The 21830-nt window shown below is 69.1% G+C and carries 21 protein-coding genes and 1 pseudogene; 11 read left to right on the top strand and 11 right to left on the bottom strand.

Going from position 1 to position 21830, the window contains the following annotated elements; translation table 11 throughout:
- Positions 1-86: 86 nt before the first annotated feature.
- Positions 87-227, bottom strand: a pseudogene (locus A37U_RS53385) (winged helix-turn-helix transcriptional regulator); the annotation flags it as partial.
- Positions 228-351: 124 nt separating this feature from the next.
- Between A37U_RS53385 and A37U_RS42290 the strand changes: the two are divergent.
- Positions 352-1809 (top strand): MFS transporter, encoded by a 1458-nt coding sequence (locus A37U_RS42290; protein WP_157182610.1) that lies wholly within the window; start codon positions 352-354, stop codon positions 1807-1809.
- Here the strand turns inward: A37U_RS42290 and A37U_RS42285 are convergent.
- Complete coding sequence (locus tag A37U_RS42285) at positions 1716-3224, bottom strand: PucR family transcriptional regulator (RefSeq protein WP_157182609.1); 1509 nt, start codon at positions 3222-3224, stop codon at positions 1716-1718. The two genes, A37U_RS42290 and A37U_RS42285, sit on opposite strands and share 94 nt — an antisense overlap.
- 139 nt (positions 3225-3363) lie before the next feature.
- Between A37U_RS42285 and A37U_RS0105165 the strand changes: the two genes are divergently transcribed.
- The 6 genes from A37U_RS0105165 to argH are packed head-to-tail and all read left to right on the top strand — an operon-like array spanning position 3364 to position 9135.
- The gene (locus A37U_RS0105165; RefSeq protein ID WP_020495552.1) at positions 3364-4284 is read left to right on the top strand and encodes an amino acid ABC transporter permease; all 921 of its coding nucleotides are present in this window, start codon (positions 3364-3366) and stop codon (positions 4282-4284) included.
- Positions 4277-5053, top strand: coding sequence for an amino acid ABC transporter ATP-binding protein (locus tag A37U_RS0105160; RefSeq protein WP_020495551.1), 777 nt, complete (start codon positions 4277-4279; stop codon positions 5051-5053). Before A37U_RS0105165 ends, A37U_RS0105160 begins: the two co-directional genes overlap by 8 nt.
- Entirely contained in the window at positions 5053-5952 is a 900-nt protein-coding gene (locus A37U_RS42280) for an ABC transporter substrate-binding protein (protein ID WP_020495550.1), read from the top strand. The genes A37U_RS0105160 and A37U_RS42280 overlap by 1 nt, the downstream gene beginning before the upstream one ends.
- Complete coding sequence (locus A37U_RS0105150; RefSeq protein ID WP_020495549.1) at positions 5949-7178, top strand: amidohydrolase family protein; 1230 nt, start codon at positions 5949-5951, stop codon at positions 7176-7178. The genes A37U_RS42280 and A37U_RS0105150 overlap by 4 nt, the downstream gene beginning before the upstream one ends.
- Positions 7175-7849 (top strand): AroM family protein, encoded by a 675-nt coding sequence (locus A37U_RS0105145; protein ID WP_020495548.1) that lies wholly within the window; start codon positions 7175-7177, stop codon positions 7847-7849. The genes A37U_RS0105150 and A37U_RS0105145 overlap by 4 nt, the downstream gene beginning before the upstream one ends.
- The gene (gene argH / locus A37U_RS0105140) at positions 7846-9135 is read left to right on the top strand and encodes an argininosuccinate lyase (RefSeq protein WP_020495547.1); all 1290 of its coding nucleotides are present in this window, start codon (positions 7846-7848) and stop codon (positions 9133-9135) included. Before A37U_RS0105145 ends, argH begins: the two co-directional genes overlap by 4 nt.
- Position 9136: 1 nt before the next feature.
- Here the strand turns inward: argH and A37U_RS0105135 are convergent, their stop codons facing one another.
- The 5 genes from A37U_RS0105135 to A37U_RS42275 form a co-directional block, all read right to left on the bottom strand.
- Positions 9137-9841 (bottom strand): maleylpyruvate isomerase family mycothiol-dependent enzyme, encoded by a 705-nt coding sequence (locus A37U_RS0105135; RefSeq protein ID WP_020495546.1) that lies wholly within the window; start codon positions 9839-9841, stop codon positions 9137-9139.
- A gap of 19 nt (positions 9842-9860) precedes the next feature.
- Positions 9861-10982 (bottom strand): LLM class flavin-dependent oxidoreductase, encoded by a 1122-nt coding sequence (locus A37U_RS0105130; RefSeq protein WP_020495545.1) that lies wholly within the window; start codon positions 10980-10982, stop codon positions 9861-9863.
- A complete protein-coding gene (locus A37U_RS0105125) occupies positions 10979-12328 on the bottom strand; it encodes an NtaA/DmoA family FMN-dependent monooxygenase (RefSeq protein ID WP_020495544.1) in 1350 nt (449 codons plus the stop codon). Before A37U_RS0105125 ends, A37U_RS0105130 begins: the two co-directional genes overlap by 4 nt.
- Positions 12329-12347: 19 nt before the next feature.
- A complete protein-coding gene (locus A37U_RS0105120; protein WP_020495543.1) occupies positions 12348-13433 on the bottom strand; it encodes an LLM class flavin-dependent oxidoreductase in 1086 nt (361 codons plus the stop codon).
- Between the two features lie 103 nt (positions 13434-13536).
- Positions 13537-14610, bottom strand: a complete 1074-nt coding sequence (locus A37U_RS42275) for an LLM class flavin-dependent oxidoreductase (protein WP_020495542.1) — start codon at positions 14608-14610, stop codon at positions 13537-13539.
- A gap of 96 nt (positions 14611-14706) precedes the next feature.
- Between A37U_RS42275 and A37U_RS0105110 the strand changes: the two genes are divergently transcribed.
- From A37U_RS0105110 to A37U_RS0105100, 3 genes are read left to right on the top strand one after another with little or no spacing between them, the layout of a single operon-like run.
- Complete coding sequence (locus tag A37U_RS0105110) at positions 14707-15654, top strand: amino acid ABC transporter permease (RefSeq protein ID WP_020495541.1); 948 nt, start codon at positions 14707-14709, stop codon at positions 15652-15654.
- The gene (locus A37U_RS0105105; RefSeq protein WP_020495540.1) at positions 15651-16412 is read left to right on the top strand and encodes an amino acid ABC transporter ATP-binding protein; all 762 of its coding nucleotides are present in this window, start codon (positions 15651-15653) and stop codon (positions 16410-16412) included. The genes A37U_RS0105110 and A37U_RS0105105 overlap by 4 nt, the downstream gene beginning before the upstream one ends.
- Positions 16413-16427: 15 nt before the next feature.
- Positions 16428-17324: a transporter substrate-binding domain-containing protein gene (locus tag A37U_RS0105100; RefSeq protein ID WP_020495539.1), complete on the top strand. Its 897-nt coding sequence runs from the start codon at positions 16428-16430 to the stop codon at positions 17322-17324.
- Positions 17325-17328: 4 nt separating this feature from the next.
- Here the strand turns inward: A37U_RS0105100 and A37U_RS42270 are convergent, their stop codons facing one another.
- A complete protein-coding gene (locus A37U_RS42270) occupies positions 17329-17985 on the bottom strand; it encodes a TetR/AcrR family transcriptional regulator (RefSeq protein ID WP_063712741.1) in 657 nt (218 codons plus the stop codon).
- Positions 17986-18060: 75 nt separating this feature from the next.
- Between A37U_RS42270 and A37U_RS0105090 the strand changes: the two genes are divergently transcribed.
- Positions 18061-19515 carry a carotenoid oxygenase family protein gene (locus tag A37U_RS0105090; RefSeq protein WP_020495537.1) on the top strand — a complete coding sequence of 485 codons (1455 nt, stop codon included), beginning with the start codon at positions 18061-18063 and terminating at the stop codon, positions 19513-19515.
- Here the strand turns inward: A37U_RS0105090 and A37U_RS42265 are convergent.
- The 3 genes from A37U_RS42265 to A37U_RS51295 all read right to left on the bottom strand — a co-directional run bounded on the left by A37U_RS42265 (position 19512) and on the right by A37U_RS51295 (position 21738).
- Positions 19512-20648: an HNH endonuclease signature motif containing protein gene (locus A37U_RS42265; RefSeq protein ID WP_240437482.1), complete on the bottom strand. Its 1137-nt coding sequence runs from the start codon at positions 20646-20648 to the stop codon at positions 19512-19514. The genes A37U_RS0105090 and A37U_RS42265 overlap by 4 nt on opposite strands.
- Positions 20649-20986: 338 nt before the next feature.
- The gene (locus A37U_RS42260) at positions 20987-21454 is read right to left on the bottom strand and encodes a sulfite exporter TauE/SafE family protein (protein ID WP_240437481.1); all 468 of its coding nucleotides are present in this window, start codon (positions 21452-21454) and stop codon (positions 20987-20989) included.
- Positions 21451-21738 (bottom strand): TSUP family transporter, encoded by a 288-nt coding sequence (locus A37U_RS51295; protein ID WP_157182608.1) that lies wholly within the window; start codon positions 21736-21738, stop codon positions 21451-21453. Before A37U_RS51295 ends, A37U_RS42260 begins: the two co-directional genes overlap by 4 nt.
- Positions 21739-21830 lie beyond the last annotated feature (92 nt).

Raw genomic sequence — 21830 nt, 5'->3', positions numbered from 1 at the left:
GCCCCATTCCTGCAGCCGCGCGGCCGCGGGGCCAGCCGCTGTCCCGCCTCGGTCAGCGAGTACTCCACCCGGGGCGGGTTCTCCCGGTAGTCGGTGCGCAGCACGATGCCGTCCTCCTCGAGCTCGCGCAGCGCCCTGGCCAGTCCGCGCTGGGTGATCCCGGGCAGCCGCCTGCCCAGCTCACCGAACCGGTGTGTTCCCCGTAACAGGTACTCGACGATCACCATCTTCCATTTCCCGCGGAGAACCGACATCGCGGCCTCGATCGCGCAGTACGGGCCCAGTTCGGCGATCGGTTCGCGCGCCATGAGGATCCTTCCGGTGGTGACGGTTCTGTCACCGGTGACAAGATTGACCGTACTTGTATTCCCCGCCGCGGCCCGCGATCTTCGGGACATGTCCACCCGTCATTCCTGGCTGACGCTCGCCGTGCTGTGCGTGACCCTGTTCGTCGGTGCCGTCGACTTCACCGTGCTCAACCTCGCGCTGCCGGCCATCGAGGCGGATCTCGTGGTCACGCCGAGCACGCGCGGCTGGATCCTGGACAGTTATCCGATGACGGTGGCCGCGCTGCTGCTCACCGTCGGCGCTCTCGCCGACCGGGTGGACCGCAAACGCTTGTGGTTGAGCGGTTTGGTGCTGTTCGGGCTCTCTTCGTTGCTCGCCGTGTTCGCCGGTTCCGCCGCGCTGCTCGTGGCGGCCCGGTTCGGCCAGGGGATCGGCGAGGCCTTGCTGCTGGCCTCCACGGTGGCCATTCTGCGCGCGAGCTTTCCCGATCCGGCGAAACGCGGTACCGCGGTCGGGCTGTGGACGGCCAGTTCCAGCCTCGGCGCGGCTTGCGGGCCGGTGCTCGGCGGGGTGCTGATCGAGCAGTTCGGCTGGCGCTCGGCCTTCCTGATCAACGTGCCGATCGTGGCGCTGGCCGCGGTGTTCGGCGCGGTGCTGATCATCCGCGTGCCCCCGGCGGCGCATCGGAGCTGGGATGTGCCCGGTTCGCTGCTGTCCATCGGGGTGCTCGGGCTGCTGCTGTACACGCTCAACCACGTCACCGCGAACCGGTGGCCGCTGACCGCCGCACTGCTGCTGATCGTGCTGCTCGGAATCGCGGCTTTCCTTGTGCGGCAACGGAAAGCGCGAGTTCCGCTGGTGCGGTTGCAGGTGTTCGCCAGTGGCGCGTTCGGTGCGTCGATGTTGTTCATCGTCCTGTCCTTCGGCAGCTACCTGGCCTTTCTCCTCCTTGTCGCGCAACAGTGGCAGCGCGGCGGGATGGATCCGCAGACGGCCGGCTTCGGGCTCGTTCCCGCCGCGCTGGCCAACGCACTCGGTTCCGCGCTCGCCCCGCTTCTCGTCCGGCGCTGGGGACAGCGGACGGTGACCGGATTTGCCCTCGCGCTGCTGGTGTGCGGGCTGCTGCTGTTCGGCCTTGCCGGGGCGGCGGGCAACTATCCGGCGCTGGTGCTGCTCGGATTCGGCGCGGGCACGGTGATGTCGGTGTGCACGGACACCGTGCTCGGGCACGCCGAGCTCGCGCGGTCGGGGGAGATCGGCGCGCTGCAGGAGACCGTGTTCAACCTCGGCTCCGCGGTCTGGCTCGCCGCCGCGAGCGCGCTGCTCACCCGGCCGTTCACCGGGACGGCCTACGCCGCGGCGGTGCTTGTCGCCGTACTCGCCGGAGGCGGATTCCTGTTGTGGCGGGGATCCCGGTGGCGGGCGGTTCAGCGCAGACGCAGCTGCAGCCAGGCGACCAGCCTGGCGTCCGCGTCGTCGAGCCGCAGCCCGAACAGCTGCTCGGCGCGGCGCAGCCGATAGCGCAGGGTGGTCGGATGCACGGCGAGCCGCTCGGCGGCCGTGCCCCCGCGCGGTCCCTCGGCCAGCACGGTGCGCACGGTCTGCGCGTACTGCGTGCCGTATCTGCGGTCGTGCTCGAGCATCGCGGCCACGGCGGGTACCGGTTCGCCGAGCACCTCGCCCGGTTCGGCGGCGAGTTCCTGGAGCACGACCAGATCGGCGACCTCGGCGCGGCCGGCTACCGGGCCCAGCTCCGGGCGGTGGGTGATCGCGCGCAGCGCGCGTTCGGCGTCCCGCCGCGCCCGGGGCAGTTCGGTCCAGGCGCCCGCCTCATAACCGAGCCCGGCGCGCACCAGGGTGCCGAGGGCTGCCGAGGCACTGGCCACGGTGCGCCGGACGAGGCCGGGCAGTTCGCCGCCCGCGACCGGCTCGGCGAGTACGGCGTAGGCGCGGTCCTCCACGACCCCGCAGAGCGCGGGACGGTGGTAGACCTCGAAGTAGCCGCGCACCACCTCGGCGAGCTTGTCCGCGATGACCGGCTGGTCCTGGCCGAACGCGAGGACGACCGCCCTGTCCCGTGGACCGGCGCCGAGCTGGGCGGCGCAGCCCCCGGGGGAGAGGGTGCCGTCGAGCATATCGCCGAGCATCCTGGTCCGCCTGCGTCGTTCGGCGTCCCTGGCCTGTCGGGCGCGCACCATGTGCACCGCGGTGAGGTTCGCCGCGCGCAGCAGGGCGTCCTCGGCCGGGGTGCCGAGCTCGGTGTTCGCGTCGATCGCCCACAGTGAACCGAGCAGTTCGCCCTCGGCGCGCACGGCCACGGCCAATCGGGGCAGCAGGGCCGGTTCGGCCCCGGCGAACCGGACCACCGCCGCGGACTGAAGCAGTCGCTCGTAGGAATTCGGATTGTACGGCAGATCGGGCACCTGCCTGCCCAGGATGGCGGCGCGGCGTACCTCGTCGGTGGGCTGCTCGGCGAGGCTGGAGTAGGCGAGCACCCGTTCGTGCGGATCCTCGATGGTGACCGCGCCACCGACCGTGGCCGCGATCATGTCCGCCAGCGCGAACAGGTCGCCGCCGCCATTGGCCTCCGGGGCTGGTGACCCGGCGAGCACGGCGTGCAACTGCCCGGCCAGTTCGAGCCAGCCGAGCGGTTCGGTGAGCAGGAGCAGCCCGATGCCCTCGGCGGCGAGCCGGGCGGCGAACGCTTCCGCCTCGGCCTCGGGCGCGCGCACGATGGCCGCGCCGACCCCGGCCGCGGCCAGTTCGCCGATCGCCTCCGCACCCGGCAGCGAGCCGGGGACCAGCGCGATCCCACCGGAAGGGGTCCGTCCCGGTTCGTAGACGAACACCGGCTCGGCCACCTCGTGTCCGGTGGTTTCGGTGAGCGGGCGCAGCCGTTCCGGGCCGAGCCGGTGCACCAGCGAAGCGAGGGGCATCACGCGCACCATGCTCGCATACGAGCAATCTGATTCCCGGTCTCGCTCGTTTACGAGCATGCGCTCGCGGTATGGGGTGATGGAGAGTGTCCGGAACGGATCACACTTCGACAGATCGACTTCGACCGAGGGGACCCCAATGTCGCAGGCATCCCCGGAGACGGTCACGCGCGCGGAACCGGAGCTGGTGCCCCTTCGGCACTATGGGCGCTGGGTCTACGGCGTGGTCGCGCTCCTCGTACTCGGCTATATCGTCTGGCTGTTCACCGACAGCGCGATCGACTGGCGCACCGTCGGCTCCTTCCTGACCGTCGGCGTGATGCTCAGCGGTCTCGGCAACACGGTGCTCGTCTCGATCGTGGCGATGCTGCTCGGGATCCTGCTCGGCGTGCTGTTCGCGCTGATGCGGCTCTCGGCCAACCCGGTGACCCGGACCATCGCCTGGCTGTACGTGTGGCTGTTCCGTGGCACCCCGGTCTATCTGCAGCTGCTGATGTGGTTCAACCTGGCGATCGTGCTGCCGACGATCGGCATCCCCGGAATCGGGAGCATGCCGACGATCGAGCTGATCACGCCGTTCGTCGCCGCGGTACTCGGGCTCGGGATCAACGAGGGCGCCTACGTGGCCGAGATCGTGCGCGGCGGGATCGCCTCGGTGGACCGCGGCCAGCGCGAGGCGGCCATGGCGATCGGGATGCGCCCGATGCGGATCATGCGCCGGATCGTGCTGCCGCAGGCGATGCGCGTGGTGGTTCCGCCACTGGGCAACGACTTCGTGAACCTGCTCAAGACCTCGGCGATGGCCAGCGCGATCTCCTACACCGAACTGCTCAACCGGGCCCAGCAGATCTATTTCGTGAACAGCAAGGTGATGGAACTGCTGATCGTGGCCGCGTTCTGGTACCTGGTCGTGGTCTCGGTGTTCAGCATCGGGCAGTACTTCCTGGAACGGCGGTTCAACCGGGGCGACACGGGATCGCGGGCCACGCTGCTCGAGACCCTGTGGGCCACGATGCGCAGCAGCAGGCGCCGCAACCCGATCGGAGGCCGCAATGGCTGAGAATGTGTCCGGGCCGCTGGTTTTCGCCGACGGTGTGCACAAGCGCTTCGGGCATGTCGAGGTGCTGCGCGGGGTCTCGCTCTCGGTCGCGGCCGGTGAGGTGTGCTGCCTGATCGGCCCGTCCGGCTCTGGCAAATCGACCTTCTTGCGCTGTCTCAATCGGCTCGAGGCGATCGACGGCGGGATCCTCGAAGTGGAGGGGGAATTCGTCGGCTACCGCAAACGCGACGGCAAGCTCTACCAGTTGCGCGAACGCGATGTGGCCTCGTTCCGCGCCCGGGTCGGCATGGTGTTCCAGCACTTCAACCTGTTCGGTCACATGAGCGCGCTGGAGAACGTGATGGAGGGCCCGGTCCAGGTGCTCGGCCGCCCCAAGTCCGAGGCCGCGGAGCGCGGGCGCGAACTGCTCGCTCAGGTCGGCCTCGCGGGCAAGGAGCGGAACTATCCCTCGCAACTGTCCGGCGGACAGCAGCAGCGGGTGGCGATCGCGCGGGCCTTGGCCATGGAACCGGCCGTGCTGCTGTTCGACGAGCCGACCTCGGCCCTGGACCCGGAACTGGTCGGCGAGGTACTGGACGTGATGCGCACGCTCGCCGAGCAGCGGATGACGATGATCGTGGTGACCCATGAGATGGGGTTCGCCCGCGAGGTCGCGGACACCGTCGCCTTCATGGACGCCGGGCTCGTCGTCGAATCCGGCGCGCCCGGGGAGGTGCTCGGAAACCCGAAAACCGAGCGCTGCCGAGCGTTCCTGTCGAAGGTGCTGTGATGGGCAAACCCGTGATCCTGGTACTCGCGGCCGCGCTGCTGCTGAGCGGCTGCGCCAGCCCGCGCGATACCGCGGCCCTGCATCCGCCGTCGAACCGGGCGGTGCTCGACACCGTGCGCACCGATCCGAAGCTGCGCGACCTGTTGCCGGAGGACATCCGCGGCCGTGGCGAGCTGGTGCTCGGGCTGAACCCGATCTTCGCACCGATGGAATTCCGCCCGCCCGGTTCGGAGGAGATCCACGGATTCGATCTGGATTTCGCGCGGGCACTGGCGAAAACCTTCGGGGTGCGGCTGCGCATCTCGGTCTCCCCGTTCGACCAGCTGATCAACTCGCTGAGCACGAACCGGGTCGATGTGGTGATCTCCGGGCTCTCGGATTCCAAGACCCGGGAGAAAACCCTGGACATGGTGGACTATTTCCAGTCCGGAGCACAGGTGTTCACCACCGCGCGCAAGGCGGGCACGATCGCGGACCTGCATCAGTTGTGCGGGCACTCCATCGGGCTGAGCAAGGTCACCGACAACTACGAGACCATCAAGAACTACAGCGCAACGGAATGCGGGGCACATCCCATCGAGATCGTCGGCGTGGACTCCTCGGCGAGCGCGCGGTTGCAGCTGCAGCAGGGCCGGGTCGAGGCCTCGGTCCAGGAACCGGAAACCCTCGCCTACGTCATGGCCCAGGCACCGGGCACCTTCGTCCGGCTCGGCAAACCGCTCAACCCCGCGCCGTACGCGATGGCGATCGCGAAGCAGAAAAAGCGCCTGACCGCGGCCGTGCTCGCCGCCGCGCGGAAGCTGTTCGCCGACGGGACCTACCGGAAGCTGCTCACCACCTGGAATCTGCGGGGCTCGGCGCTGCCGCGACCTGAACTGAACCTGAAAGGAAGGCAATGAGCGACCTCAACGTCACGCATGCGAGCGCGCTTGCCCTCGTGCGCGACGAGGGCGGACCGCGGCGCGGCAGGGCGCAGGGCGAGCTGCAAATCCTCGCCGACGGCGCGGTGGCGATCCGGGGCGGGCGCATCACCGCGGTCGGCACCACCGAGCAGGTGCTGCGTGCCGCGGGTGAGGCACCGGAACTCGACGCGCGCGGACGCACCGTGCTGCCTGGGCTGGTGGAATCGCACACCCATCCGCTGTTCGGCGGGCAGCGCCACCAGGAGTACGCGGCCAAGCTCGCGGGTACCGAACCCGAAGGCCCGCAAGGAATCCCGGCCGCGGTACGGCACACCAGGCAGGCGGGCGACGAGGAGCTGCTTGCCGGCCTCGCGGACACCTATCGCGCGCTGCTGCGTGGCGGGGCGAGCACCGTGGAGGTGAAGACGGGCTACGGGCAGTCGGTGGCCGAGGAACTGCGCGCGCTCGAACTGCTGCACCGTTCCCGCGCGGACACCCCGCAGGAACTGGTGCTCACCCTGCTCGGCGCGCATGTGGTCCCGCCGGAGGCTCGGGACGCGCGGGAGTACGCCGAACTCGTGCGCACCGAACTGCTGCCCGCCGCGGTGCGCCAAGGCCATGCGCGGCTGCACGATCTGGTCTGCGAGCGCGGGGTGTTCGAGCCGGAGACCGCGGCCGGGCTGCTCGAAGCGTCCAGGCGGGCCGGGATTCCCGCCCGGGTACACGCCGATGCGAACGCGGCCTCGCGCGGCTGGTCCACCGCGGTGGCCGGGGGCGCGATCGGCGCGGACCACCTCACCTACACCCCGGACGAAGAGATCCGCGCGGTCGGCGGTACCGAGACGGTCGCGGTGCTGCTGCCCGTCGCCGAACAGCTCTATCTCGATGAGCGCAAGGCCAATGCGCGCCTGTTCATCGCGCAGGGGGTGCCGGTGGCACTGGGCACCGACTACTGCTCCGCGCTGCATCCGACATCCACGCTGCTGAGCCTGGCGCTGGGCAGCAGCTGGTTCCGGATGACCCCGGCGGAGGCGATCACCGCCACCACGCTGAACGCCGCCTACGCCTGCGCGCTCGGGCACGATCGCGGTTCGCTGGACCCCGGCAAACGTGGTGACCTGACCATCGTGGACTGCGCGCATCCCAACGAGATCTGCGTGAGCATGGGCACCGCGCGGGTCGGCGAGGTGGTCATCGGCGGGCGAAGGACGCTGGGCTCGTGATCGGGCTGCTCACCATCGGGCAGAGCCCGCGCCCGGACATCGAACCGGGTCTGGCCGCGATCCTCGGTGCGCCCACGGTGTGCGTCGGGGCGCTCGACGGCGTGGACGTGGACGCGGTCACCGGCGAATCGGGCATCGAGACCCGGCTGGCGGACGGTAGCACCGCGCTGGTGCGGCACGACGCGCTCGGCCCGCTGCTGCAGGATGCCGTGGACCGGTTGCCCGCGCGGGTCCGCCTCGCCGCCTATCTGTGCACCGGGAGCATGCCCGCGATCGGCCGGAAAGGACTGCTGTTGCTGGATACCGGCGCGCTGCTGCGCGGCACCGTCGGCGCGCTGGCGGACCGGCGCCGCCTCGGTGTGCTCAGCCTGCCCTCGGATCTGGACACGGCGCGGGAATGCTGGTCGCCGTATGCGGGCGAGGTGCGCTGTGCCGCGGCGGATCCGTACGGCGAGGGCCCGGATGTCAGGCGGGCCGGTGCGGCGCTCGCCGCCGAAGGGGCGGAGCTGTTATTGCTGGACTGCATGGGATTCACCGCGGGGGACCGGGATGCCGCCGCGCGGACCGGGCTGCCGGTCATCTGGCCGACGGGTGTGCTCGGTCATGCCATCGCCGCGCTGTCGGCTACCGAGAAGACAGTGCCGGTCATCGGAGAAGGGGAACGCGTATGAGTCCACTGTGGAGCGGACGGCTGGAAACCGGCCTGGACCCGCGGGTGTTCGAGTTCAGCGTGCTCGTGGACCAGGATCGGCGGCTGCTGCCCTACGATCTGCGGGCCTCGATCGTGCACGTGCGGATGCTCGAACGGCAGGGCCTGCTCGGGGAACCCGATGCCCGGCGGCTGCGGGAGGCGCTGGCCGAGGTGGAGTTCGCGCCGGACGGGGACGAGGACATCCACTCCATGATCGAGCGCATCCTCACCGAACACCTCGGCGAGCTCGGCAAACGGGTGCACGCGGGCCGGTCCCGCAACGACCAGACCGCCATCGCCACCCGGTTGTGGGCCCGGGACGCTGCGACCGCCGCGGCCCGGTCGGTGGCCGAACTGGCCCGGGCACTGGTGGACCGGGCCCGCGTGGACGGGGATCTACTGCTGCCCGGGTACACGCATCTGCAGCGCGCGCAGCCGGTGCCGCTCGGGCACCATCTGGCCGCGCACGCCACGGGCCTGCTGCGGGACGCGGGGCGGTTCACCTCGGCCGGGGAGGCCGCGAACGCGTCCCCGCTCGGGGCGGGCGCGCTCGCGGGGAGCAGCCTCGGCCTCGATCCCGGCTACAGTGCGGCCGAACTCGGCATGGACGCGGCGTTCGAGAACAGCATCGACGCGGTGTCCGACCGGGATTTCCTGCTGGACTTCTGCTATGCGGCCACAGTGACCATGGTGCACCTTTCCCGGATGGCCGAGGAGCTGGTGCTGTGGACCTCGCAGGAGTTCGGTTTCGCGGAACTCTCCGATGCGGTGGCCACCGGATCGAGCATGATGCCGCAGAAGAAGAACCCGGATGTCGCCGAACTGGTTCGCGGCAGGGCCGGTATCGCGATCGGGCGGCTGACCGGGTTGCTCAGCCTGATCAAGGGGATCCCGCTGGCCTACAACCGGGATCTGCAGGACACCCGGCCGCAGACCTACGAGCAGTTCGACGCCGTCACCGAGGCCACCGCGGTCATGGCGCTGGCCTATGCCACGCTCGGATTCGACGCGGAGGCCATGGGGGCGGCCGCCGACGACGGGCGCACCGTGGCCACCGATGTCGCTGAACGGATGGTCACCGAGGGCGCCAGCTTCCGCGACGCGCACCATGCCGTGGCCGCGCGGGTCGCGGCGGGGGAGCGGTTCGAGACACCGAGCGCCGAACAGGCCGTCGCCGCCCGCACCGCCCCGGGCATGCCCGGCACGTACCGTGCACAGCTCGATCGGCTCACCGAACGGATCGAGGCCATACTGGCCACGGAGTGACTCAGCGGATCGGCTCCGGGTGCCGGGGCCAGCCGCCGAGTTCCAGGTCCGCCCCGGTCAGTTCGCCGAGCGGGGCCCGCCCGGAGATCCACGCGGCCAGATCGCGCAGTTCCCCGCGCACCACGTGTTCCGGGGCACCGCTGCGCCAGCTCTGCCCGGTGTCGCTCGCCCGCAGCTCGGTGCCGACGGGGACGCGCTCGAGCAGGAAGTCCACGATGTGCGTGGCGAGCTCGGCGGGCCAGTCCGCGGGGGTGACCCCGAGGCCGGTGTCCACGAGGTGGATCCACACCTCCCGCCAGCGGGTGTACACCGTGAAGCCGAGCCCGCGATTGCGGAACCGCACCGGGAACGCGAGGTCCGCTGCGCTCGCTCGGGAATAGACTTCCTCGAACCGGGCGCATTCGGTGCGTAGCCGTTCGAGCAGTTCGGCGGCGGGTAGCAGCGCGAGTTCCTCGATGATCGCGTTCCGCTCCTGTTGACCGCCCTCGTACAGGTCGACCCGTTCACGGCGCAGCGCGTACTCGGCAAGCCGGGCGAAGGCGCGTGCGTTGTCCATGACGTGCACGATGACGTGTGCGCGGGTCCATCCCGGCAGTTCCGAGGGCTCCCGTAGCCGTGTCTCGTCCAGCCGCGCGCACTCCAGGACGAACCGGCGCTGCGCGGTGCGGACCTCGGACAGGGGCGGCTGGGTTTCCACGGGTTCCATGGAACTCCAGGATAGCCGCTCAGCGCCGGTGCCACTCCTCGGCGAGCAGTTCGTAAGAGCGCACCCGGTCGGCGTGTTCATGGGTGATCGTCGTGATGATCAGCTCGTCGGCCGCGGTGGCCTCCCGTAACAGCTCGAGCTGGTCGGCGACCTGGCCAGGGGTGCCGACGAACTGGGTGTCCACCCGGTCGGCGACCAGCGTCCTGTCCTGCTCGGTCCACCGGTGCGCGGCGGCCTCTTTCGCACTGGGATAGGGAATCGCGCCGCTGCCGTCCCGGATGCCGCGCACCCAGAGCCCGTACCCGGTGGCGAGTTCGCGCGCGGTGTCTTCGTCCTCGGCGACCACCACATCGGCGGAAACGCTGACGTGCGGGCGATCCAGCTCCGCGGACGGACGGAACGCCGCGCGGTAGCCGTGCGCCGCCTCGAGTACCGTCGCCGGGCTGACATGGTAGTTGGCGGCGAACCGCAAACCGTTGCGCCCGGCCACTTCCGCGCTCTGCCCGCCGCTGCTGCCCAGGATCCACAGCTGCACATCCGCGTCCTGCCCGGGGATCGCGTGCGCCGGAGTGCCGTCGGGGCCCCGGTAGGTCCCGGCGAGCAGGGCGAGGATGTCGTCGATCTGCTCGCCGTAGTCCTGCGCTTCGGCACCCGGCTGGCGCAGCAGGGTGCGCTGCACCGCGAACCGGGGTGAGCGCAGCAACGGCCCCGGGTCGAACCGGGGCGGGATGAGCAGCCCGTTCGGTGCGGAATCCGGTGGCCCGTCCCCGGTGGTGCCGCTGGACTGCTTTTCGGATCGGCTGGGCCCGCCGGAACGCCCCAGTCCGAGATCGAACCGGCCCGGATGCAGCGCGTCCAGCAGGCCGAATTCCTCCACCGTGGACAGTGCGGTGCGGTGGCCGAGCTGCACCGCGCCGGAACCGAGCCGGATACTGCTGGTCGCCGAGGCGGTGAGGGCGAGCACCACGGCGGGTGAGGTGCCCGCGACCCCGGGATTGAGGTGGTGCTCGGCGAACCAGTACCGCGTGTAGCCGAGACGTTCGGCGCGTCGGGCGAGGTCGATGCTGTTCCGCAACGCCTGTGCCGCGGTGGCGCCGGAGGGGATCGGCACCAGATCCAGCACCGTCAGTGGACTGTTCACGACCGCACCGCCACCGGGGCGTCGATACCGAGGTGTTCGCGCAGTGTGGTTCCCTGGTACTCGGTGCGGAACACACCGCGTTCCTGCAGCAGGGGCACCACTTTGTCGGCGAACTCGTCCAGCCCGCCGGGGGTGAGGTGCGGGACGAGGATGAAACCGTCGCTGGCATCGGCCTGCACGGAGCGGTCGATCTCGGCGGCCACCGTGCCCGGCGAGCCGATGAAGCTCTGCCGCCCGGTGACCTCGATGATCAGTTCCCGGATCGAGAATCCCTTGGCCTCGGCCAGTTCCCGCCACTGCCGGGCTGTTTCGAGCCGGTCGGTGAACCGCCGCGTGGCCGCGCTGCCCTTGCTGATCTTGGGTTCCCCCGGATCCGGATCGATCGCCGGGAGCGGGCCCTCCGGGTCGTATCCGGAGAGGTCCCGGTTCCACAGCTGTTCCAGGAAGTGGATCGCGGTGGCCCCGCTGACCTGGGCCAGCCGTACCTCGTGGGCGAGCTCGCGCGCCTCGGCGTCGGTGTCCCCGAGCGCGAAGGTGGCCGCGGGCAGGATCAGCAGCTGCTCTGGTCGGCGGCCGTAGTTGGCCAGCCGCGCCTTCACATCGGCGTAGAAGGCCTTGCCCTGCGCGAACTCGCCGTGCCGGGAGAAGATCGCGTCCGCGGTCGCCGCGGCGAATTCCCTGCCCTGTTCGGAATCACCGGCCTGGAAGATCACCGGTCGCCCCTGCGGCCCGCGGGGAACCGGGAACCGGCCGGAGATCTCGAACTGCTCATCGGTGTGCGCGAAGGCGCCCGCATCGGGGCGGCGCAGGAACCGGCCGCTTTCCTTGTCCGCCAGCACATCCCCATCCCGCCAAGAGTCGAACAGTTCCCATGTGGTGCGCAGGAACAGCTCCGCGCGGGCATACCGCTGCTCATAGGGAAGATAACCGCCGCGCCGGAAATTCTCCCCGGTGAACGCGTCCCAGGAGGTGACGACGTTCCACGCGGCCCGGCCCGCGGAGAGGTGGTCGAGCGAGGCGAACTGGCGGGCCACCTCGTAGGGCTCGTTGAACGTGGAGTTGATGGTGCCCGCGAGGCCGAGCCGTTCGGTCACCGCGGCCAGCGCGGCGAGCACGGTGAACGTGTCCGGCCTGCCGACCACGTCGAGGTCGTGGATCCGGCCATGATGCTCGCGCAGCCGCAGTCCCTCGGCGAGGAACAAAAAATCGAACTTGGCCCGTTCCGCCGTTTTCGCGAACCGGGCGAAGGAATCGAACTCGATGTGGCTGCCCGATGCGGGATCGCTCCATACGGTGGTGTTGTTCACGCCGGGGAAATGCGCGGCGAGATGGATCTGTTTCGGCATGCTCGCTCCTTGGTGGGATTCAGGCCGCGTACCGGTTCGCCGGGCGGGGCAGGCCGAGCAGCCCGCGCAGCGTGCTCGCTTCGTAGGCGGAGCGGAACGCCCCGCGCCGCTGTAGTTCCGGGACGAGATCCCGGGTGATCCGGCGCAGATCGTGCGGGATGCTCGCGGGCAGCAGCCGGAAGCCGGACAGTCCGGCGGCGCGCCAGTCGAGCAGCAGCCCGGCCAGTTCGGCCGCGGTTCCGGTGAACGTGGCCGCTTCGGTGCGCGCGGGCCCGGCGAGCGCGTCCAGCCGGGTTCGGCGTTCCCGGGCCGTTTCCGCGTCCTCGTCGAGGAACACCAGCAGATCGGCGAACACATGGGCCGGGCGGTCGGCGCCGAGCTCGGCGATCCGCTGTTCGGCGTCCGAGCGGTCGGCCGGGGTGAGGAAGGCCAGATCCGTTGCCGCGCCGAGGGATCCGGTCCGGCTCACCACGAGGGGCTGCCCCTGTGGCGGGCGCGGGGTGATCGACGGTCCCCGCACGCTGAACCATTCCCCCGCGAAGTCGATGTAGTGCAGCCGGTCCCGGTCGATGAACCGCCCGGTCGCCGCATCCCGGATCTCGGCCCCGTCTTCCCAGGAATCCCACAGCCGGCGTAGTACCTCGACGTAGTCGGCGGCCTCGGCGAACAACCGCGCGTTGTTCTCGGTTCCCGCGCGCCGCCCGAACAGCGCGGCCTCCTGCGCCCCGGCGGAGATCTGCACCTGGATCCCGGCGCGCCCGCCGCTCACGTAGTCGAGTGTGGCGATCGCTTTCGACAGGTGGAACGGTTCGGTGTGGGTCACCACCGCGGTGGGCACGATCCCGATGTTCCGGGTCAGTGGCGCCACCCGGGAGGCGATGAGCACCGCGTCCAGTCTTCCGGTCACCTCGCCGGCGCCGTCCTCGCCGAACGAGTCCTCGATCGTGACCAGATCGAGCAGCCCGCGTTCGGCTTCGGCGAGCTGCCCGGCCCAGTAATCCGGGGAGAATAGTTCCTCCGGCCGGGCGTCCGGTTCCCGCCACGCGGCGGGATGATGGCCGGCCCGATCGAGCGCGATGCCGAGATGCAGTGGTGATTCGGCCATGATGGGTTCCTTTCGGAGAGCCGCTGAAATCACGGTAACCGCGCGCGGGCCGATGCGTTTCCGCCGTCCCAGGAATCGGGAATGCCACGCACCCGGGAATATGTCAGGGTTTCCGAGCTGATCTGGGTCCGAGGTTTTCCGGCTGCGCCGGTCCCCATTCCCAGGGCGGATCGGGAATGTCCCGGCGCAGTGCCGGGGCGATCGCCTCCTGGAAGAGTTCCAATGCCTCGAGTTGCCTGGCTTCCCCGATTCCGCTCGTCTCGGCGGGCAGGTGCAGCACGGTGTGCCCGAGCTGTTCGTGGTAGCGATGCACCTTGTCGAGTATCTGTTCCGGGCTGCCGATCAGTGCCGAACTGCGGGCCGCGAAATCCTCCAGGGTCGGGAAAACCGGTGACACTCCGAGCCGCTGCTGCAACGCGAGGTGCGCGGCGAACGCGGGCCGGTAGTCGGCGATCGCGTCCTGGGAGTTGCGCCGCACATGGAATCCCGCGGTGCCCGCGCCGACCGCGGCCAGCGCCGGATCGTGTCCGTAGGCCGCGAATCGCTCCCGGTAGTGGCGCACCAGCGCGGCGTAGGGCTCGATCGGATTGGTGACGTTCGCCGAGAACAGCGGATCACCGTGGCGCGCGGCCAGATCGGCGGATTTCTCGCTCGTGGCACTGCCGTGCCAGACCCGGACAGGCAGCTGGAACGGCCGGGGCAGCACCTCGGCTTCGTGCAACGCCGGGCGGAACCGCGGGTCTGCGCTGACCCGTTCCTCGCGCCAGAATCGGCGCAGCAGCGCATAGGATTCCGCGTTGCGGTCCCACTGATCCTCGGGTGTCACCTGGAACAGTTCACGTTGTGCGGAACCGTTTCCCTTGCCGATGACCAGTTCCAGGCGGCCTCGGGACAGATTGTCCAGGGTCGCGTAGTCCTCGTAGGCGCGCACCGGATCGAGCAGGCTGAGCGTGGTCACCGTGGTGAACAACCGGATCCGGTTGGTGCGCGCGGCGATATGGCCGAGCACCACCGGGGGAGCGGAGGAGAGGAACGGCCGCTCATGTCGTTCACCGACCCCGAATCCGTCGAAACCGAGCCGCTCGGCAGCTTCGGCGCGCTCGACCACCTGCAGGAACCGGTCCGCGGTTCTGGTCTCGCCGGTGTGCGGGATCAGGGTCATGATGAGGAATCGCACCGGATCAGATTACGACGCGAAAGAGGGAAATCCCCGGTTTCCCAGTGGCCGGGCAAAGCTCGGCGGCCGAGCTTTCGCTTGTCCTAGCCTGGTTTCGTGCTGCTGACTGATTCGGAAACCGCGCGCGATGCCGACCTGCTCGCCGCGCGGCTGAGCCCGCGCAGGCGGCCTGGCCAGTGGGTCGCCGCGGCGGTGATCCTGGTGCTGTTCGCGATGTTCGTGCACACCCTGATCGCGAACCCGCGGTTCCAGTGGGATGTGGTCGCCCGGTATTTCCTGCGGATCGACATCCTCGGCGGGCTCGGGCTGACCCTGTGGCTGACCGCCGCGGTCCTGGTGTGCGGTTACCTGTTGGGGATCGTGCTGGCGGTGCTGCGACTGTCCGGCAACGTGATCCTGCGTTCGCTGAGCTTCGGTTACGTGTGGCTGGTGCGTTCGGTGCCGCCGCTGGTGCAACTGCTGTTCTGGTACGAGCTCGCCTCCCTGTATCCGCGGCTGTCCCTGGGGATCCCGTTCGGGCCGGAATTCCTGAGTTTCAACACCGCGCATCTGTTCAACGGGGTGCTCGCCGCGTTCATCGCGCTCACCATCGATGTGGCCGCGTTCTCCGCTGAGATCGTGCGCGGCGGGATCCTCTCGGTCGATGCGGGGCAGACCGAGGCGGCGAACGCGCTCGGCCTTTCCCGGGCACGGATCCTGCGGCGGATCGTGCTGCCGCAGGCGATGCCCGCGATCATCCCGGCCTCGGGGAACATGCTCATCGGGATGCTGAAGGCGACCTCGATCGTCAGTGTGATCGCCGTGCAGGATCTGCTCTATTCGGTGCAGCTGGTCTACAACCAGAACTATCTGATCATGCCGCTGCTGCTGGTGGCGACCATCTGGTACATCGTGCTCACCACGCTGCTGTCGATCGGCCAGTACTACATCGAGCGTCACTATGTGCGCGGTCGCGGCAGGCGCGCCCGTGGACTGCTGCAGCTCGCCAGGGAGAACCTGCCCCTGTTCGGCCGGTTGCGCACCGATCTCGCGAGGCTGTCATGAGCGGGCCACTGGTGCGGATTCGCAGCCTGCGCAAGGGATTCGGTGCGCGTCCGGTACTCGACGGGATCGATCTGGACGTGGTCGAGGGCGAGGTGGCGGTGCTGCTCGGCCCGTCCGGCGCGGGCAAGTCCACGCTGTTGCGCTGTGTCAACCACCTGGAGAAACCGGACGCCGGGTTCGTGGAGATCGGTGGCGAGTTGATCGGCTACCGGTACCGGCGGGGCGCGCTGCACGAGCTCGGGCCGAAGGCCATCGCGGCGCAGCGGTCCCGGATCGGCATGGTGTTCCAGCAGTTCAACCTGTTCGGACAGTTCACCGTGCTGGAGAACCTGATCGAGGCGCCGATCGCGCACGGTGGCGGGCGGGAACCGGCCGTGGCGCACGCCCGTGAACTGCTCGACCGAGTGGGGCTCGCCGGCCGGGAGAACGCCTATCCACGCGAACTGTCCGGCGGCCAGCAGCAACGGGTCGCCATCGCGCGGGCCATGGCGATGCGGCCCCGGCTGCTGCTGTTCGACGAGCCCACCTCGGCACTCGATCCGGAACTGGTCGGGGAGGTGCTCGCGGTGCTGAAGGATCTCGCCGATTCCGGGATGGCGATGATCGTGGTCACCCACGAGATGGGGTTCGCCAGGGAGGTGGCCGATACCACCGTGTTCCTGGACGCTGGCCGGATCCTGGAGGCCGGCCCGCCCGCCGAGACACTGGCCAATCCACGCCACGAACGGGCGCGCGCCTTTCTCGCCGCGGTCCGCTGAACCGGAGGACCACTGATGCCGCGAAGCCTCGGTCTGCTGGCCGTGCTCCTGCTGCTGGCCGGTTGCGCGGTCACCCCGGACAGCCGGACCGCCGCGGTCCCGGGTGAGGATGTGCTCACCGCGATCCGCACTGTTCCCGCGCTGCACGCGGAACTACCCGCCGGGCTGCGCGCCCGCGGCGCCCTGCTGCTCGGCACCCCGCCGACGCCGGGGACCTCCTCGCTGCCGCACGGCGGGCGGGTGCACGGCCGCGATGTCGGGCTCGACGTGGATCTGCGCGAGGCCGTGGCGAAGGTACTCGGTGTGCGGCTCACCGTCGCCCGTGGCACCTTCGCCACCATCGTGCCCGGGGTGCAGAACGGGAAATACGATGTGGGGCAAGGGAATTTCGCCGTGACCAGGGCGCGGGAACGCGCGGTCGACTTCGCGACCTATCTGCACGACGGCCAGTCTTTCCTGGCCAGCGCCGGGGTCCGGGCCGCGCGGATCCGGGGTCTGCCGGACCTGTGCGGGTACACCGTGGCGACCAGCCCCGGCTCCACCTTCCAGCAGATCCTGGACCGGGGTACGGGAGTCTGCGCGGCGCACGGCAAGGAACCCTATACCGCACAGTACTTTCCGGACACCGGGCCGATCTTTCTCGGTCTGGCCAACGGAAAGGTCGATGTCTACTTCGGGCCGAGCCTGAGCCTGCGTTACGACGCCGCGCACATCCCGGGTACCCGGCTCGCCGGTGAGTACAGTTCCACCCCGGTCGGTTTCGTGACCGCCAAGGGGTCCCCGCTCGCTCTCGCGCTGCGGGACGCGGTGGACCACCTGATCACCACCGGCCAGTACGGGCGGATCCTGCGCAAGTGGGGTGTCGGCGGTGGGGTGCGGGAATCCGAACTGAACCCGCCCGCCGCGCTGTGACGGATCAGCCCGACAGCCGCGCCCAGGACCGTTCGATGTGATCCCCGGGGATCCCGATACCGCGGAAAAGATGCGTGCCCATCGGCATCAGCACGCGTTCGACCGCAAGCTCCCCGTCGAGGTGACCGGCGAGCTCCAGCGAGACGCAGCCGTGCACCAGGCTCCACAACTGAGCCGCGATCTCCGTCGGCTCGTGCTCGCCGGTCTCGCCCAGTTCGAGCAGCCGCTCGGACCCGTTGACGATATGCGCGAACGCGTGCTGCGCGGCGCTGTCCTTGCCGTCCCCGCCGAGCGGGGCGTGCTCCTCGGGGCTGTGCCCGCCCGGCACGGAAAGGCCGAACATCAGATCGTAGAGCCGCGGATTCTCCCTGGCGGATTCCCGGTAGGCCAGGGCCAGCCGGAGAGCATCGGTGACCGGGTCCGGGCCGGGAACGACCTCCGCGAGCTTGCGGTCGAGCCGGTGGAACCCCTCCTCGCTCATCGCGAGGAACAATTGCCGCATGCCACCGAAATAGTGGTAGACCGCCATCGTCGAGGCGCCCACATCCCGTGCCACGGCACGAGCCTGCACCGCCCCGGCCCCGTGTTCGGCGAGCAGGCCCACTGCGGCCGCGATGATCCGGCCGCGCATGCCGCTGTCGTTCTCCCTCGCCGGACTCACCCTTGGCAATCTTCCATAACCGCGTTATATTCGTCAAGATAACATTGTTATACCCGGCTGGTGAGGTGGTGTGGCATGATCCGGAATCCGTATCTCGAAGAGGGGTTCGCCCCGGTCACCGAGGAACAGACGCTGACGGAACTCGAGGTCACCGGGACCATCCCGGAGCACCTCGACGGGCGTTACGTACGCAACGGGCCGAATCCGCTCGGTGAGCTCGACCCGGTCGCCTACAACTGGTTGATGGGCGACGGCATGGTGCACGGTGTGCGGCTGCGGGAGGGGCGCGCCCTGTGGTACCGGAATCGCTGGGTCCGTTCGCCGAAGGTCGCCGCGGCGTTGCGCGAACAACCGCCCGGGGGCCGGGACGGCCGTGCAGGGGTGCCGACACTGGGCGCGAACACGAACGTGCTCGGGCACGCGGGCCGCACGCTGGCCCTGGTCGAAGGCGGGGTCACCAACTGTGAACTGTCCGAGGAGCTGGACACTCTCGGCGGCTGCTCCTTCGACGGTTCACTCCCCGGTGGCTACACCGCCCATCCCAAACACGATCCGGTCACCGGGGAACTGCACGCGGTCTCGTATTTCTTCGGTCTGGGCAACAAGGTCCGGTATTCGGTCATCGACACGAGTGGCCGGGCGCGCCGCGTCGTGGACATCACGGTGACCGGTTCACCGATGATGCACGACTTCTCGCTCACCGACCGGTACGTCGTGCTCTACGACCTCCCGGTGACCTTCGACAGCAGGCAGGTGGTCCAGGCGACGGTGCCTTCCCTGCTGCGCTGGCCCGCGCAACTGATGCTCTCCGCACTCGTCGGCAGGGTGCCGATCCCCGATCCGATCGCGGCCATGGCAGCGCGCCGGATAGATTCCAACGGTGTTCTGCCCTACCGGTGGAATGCGCGCTATCCGGCCAGGATCGGTGTCCTGCCCCGGGACGGCGGGGATGCCGATGTGCGCTGGTTCGAGATCGATCCGTGTTACGTGTTCCATCCGATGAACGCCTATGAGGACGGCACGAACATCGTCCTCGACGTGGTTCGCCATCCGCGCCTGTTCGACACCGAACTGCGCGGTCCCGCCGAGGGGACACCGACGCTTGATCGGTGGACCGTCGATCTGGCGCGCGATTCGGTGCGCACCGAACGACTCGAGGACTGCGCGCTGGAATTTCCGCGGATCGACGAACGCCGCACGGGGCGCAGACACCGTTACGGCTACACGCCGCAGGTCGGGCGCAACCTCAGCCAGGGTGGCGCGCTGCTGAAGCACGACCTCGCGACCGGCTCCGCCACTGTGCGCGAATTCGGCAGTGGGAAAAGCGTCGGCGAATTCGTCTTCGAGCCCACCGCGCCCGATTCCGCCGAGGACGACGGTGTGCTGATGGGTTTCGTGCACGATGCCGCGGAGCGCACGAGCGAACTGCGGATTCTGGACGCCGGAACGCTGGAGACGATCGCTGGCGTGCACCTGCCGGTGCCGATCCCGTTCGGCTTCCACGGCAACTGGATTCCCGCGGCGGCCTAGCAGCGGATCGATGCTCGGTATTCGGGTGGGGTGAAATCCGGTTTTCCGTTGTGGATGCGGACTTTCCACTCTGTGTGGTGGATGAGGGTGTGGTGGTGGGCGCAGAGGAGCACCATGTTGTTTTGGGTGGTGGGTCCGCCGTTGGCGTGGTGGTGGATGTGGTGTGCTTGGGTGAGTGCGGGTGGTTTGTCGCAGTCGGGGTGTGCGCAGCCGTTGTCTCTTGCGGTGAGTCTGCGGCGGAGTTTGGGTGGTGCGGTGCGGTCGCGGCATCCCATGTCGAGCACTTCACCCTCGCTGCCGAGCACGGTAGGAATGATCCCCGCATCACAGGCGATTCTGCGTAGTTGGGTGGCGGGGATGGTGCTGCCGTCCATGGTGGTGGCGGCACCGATGCCATCACGCAACGACTGTTCGGTCATGGTCACCATGATCGTGAACGGTTCCCCGCCTGATTCGGGAAGGTTTTCCGGGTTCGCGGCGAGTTGAATCACGTCGGCAAAGGCGTTGGCGTCGCGTTCGGCTGGGGTTCGGGTGTCGGGGGTTCCGCCGTTTGCTTCGGCACTGCGGGGTTGGCCGAGCGCGTCGAGCACACTGCGGAGTTTCAACCCGGTCTCGTAGTCCAGACGGCCCCGGATTTCCCACTGGTTTGTGTGTTGCCGGAGCCAGATTTCCCGATCCGGGCGTGTTGGTTCGCGATCGGTGGGTTCCTGCCCGTCCGGGTCGAGGCGCGCCCGTAGTTCCCGGATCGGTTGGACGAGTCCGCGCGGGCCGACCTCACCGGCGATCTGGGCAAGGGCTTTCTCCGCGATCGGCCACGCGTCCCTGAGCAGCACCTCCGCCGGAAGCTCGGCGGCAAATGTACGAATCCGATCCACGTGTTCACTACCGACCTCACCACGCGAATACGCTTCGGCGGTATTCGGCAAATCCGGGGACAACAGTTCCCCACTGATCCCCAGCGCACCAAACAACACCCGCGCCCGTTCGGCCATCCTGCGTGCCTCGGCGCGACTGATCCGCAACACATCCTGCGCCAAAGTCGCCGCCGAACCACAGTACCCGAACTCGACCGGAGCACCCTCCTTATCGAGTTCGGCAAGCTGAGACAACAACTCCGCCTCAGCACGCCGCACCACAGCAGCCTGCTCAACAAACCGGTCCAACCGCTCCCGACTCGACAATATCGTCCCTATTTCCCCAGTGCTCATAATATCTATACTACCACAAGGAAGTGCGTTTTCCGAAGCGGCGTGAGCAATCACCGCAATGGACTAGCCGCAGGTTTCAGCAGTGTTGTTGACGAGTGCGATGGTATTGGCCCATTCGTGGCGGGTCGGCACGGCATGCTCCGTCAAGGCCGCTAGGCCGACCAGTGGCCTGGTCCGGTGCGGACCGAGTTCGCGATCGCGAAGCCCGCCAGGCCCTCACGCGGTAACGGGCGACCCACTTGTAGCAACGCTGATGGAACGGCCTAGCTGAGGATGGTCTGCGTCAACGTCAGACAGGACAGCGCGGCGAGCAGCCACAGCACATAGCGGCGAAAGTCGGTGGCACGGGTGCGGCGGAACCACAGGGCACCGAGGCCGACGCCGGCCAGGGAAACCGGGAAGAGCACCGCGACCTGAGTCAGCAGGGGCCACGTCACCAGTCCGCCGACGGCAGCCGAACCGGTCCCCAGCAGGTCGGTGCACAGAAAGAAGGCGATCAGCGAGGCGCGGCCGACGGCCACGTGCTGTGGTGCGGAGAAGTACATCAGGATCGCCGGTGGGCCACCCATCGCGAACGCGCCGTTGAGGGCGCCGGACACCACTCCCGTCGTCGTCGCCCCCACCGGACCGGGCAGGTCCTCGAGGTGCCACCCGCACGCCATGATGATCGCCGTCGCCAGGACGACAATCCCGATCAGTAGCCGCATCGGACGTTCGGCGACCGCGGTCAACGCCCATGTCCCGAGCGGGAGCCCGAGCACGACACCGGCGAGCAGCCAGCGCAGCGCCAGTGCGCGTCCCGCCAGATCCGGGGGAGCAGCTGCAGGCTGGCGAGAACCTCCAGCATCAGCGAGGTGGGAATCGCCGTGGCGGGCGGTAGCACCAGCGACATTCCGACAACCCACACCATGGACGCCCCGAAACCGCCGAAACGCCGGACGAGACCGCCGACGAGGATCGCCGCCACCACTTCGGCCAGCGGCAACCACGACAGTTCCCATACGGTTCCCGGCACGCGGCCCAGGGTACCGATGCGTGGTCCGGTACGGAGGCTCCGGAACCGGACCGAACACTGGTACCAGCAAGCGCCGAACATCGACAAGTTCG

Origin of the sequence: Sciscionella marina DSM 45152 (genome assembly GCF_000379465.1) — a bacterium.
Taxonomy (GTDB): domain Bacteria; phylum Actinomycetota; class Actinomycetes; order Mycobacteriales; family Pseudonocardiaceae; genus Sciscionella; species Sciscionella marina.
This window is presented reverse-complemented; position numbering and strand designations above follow the sequence as displayed.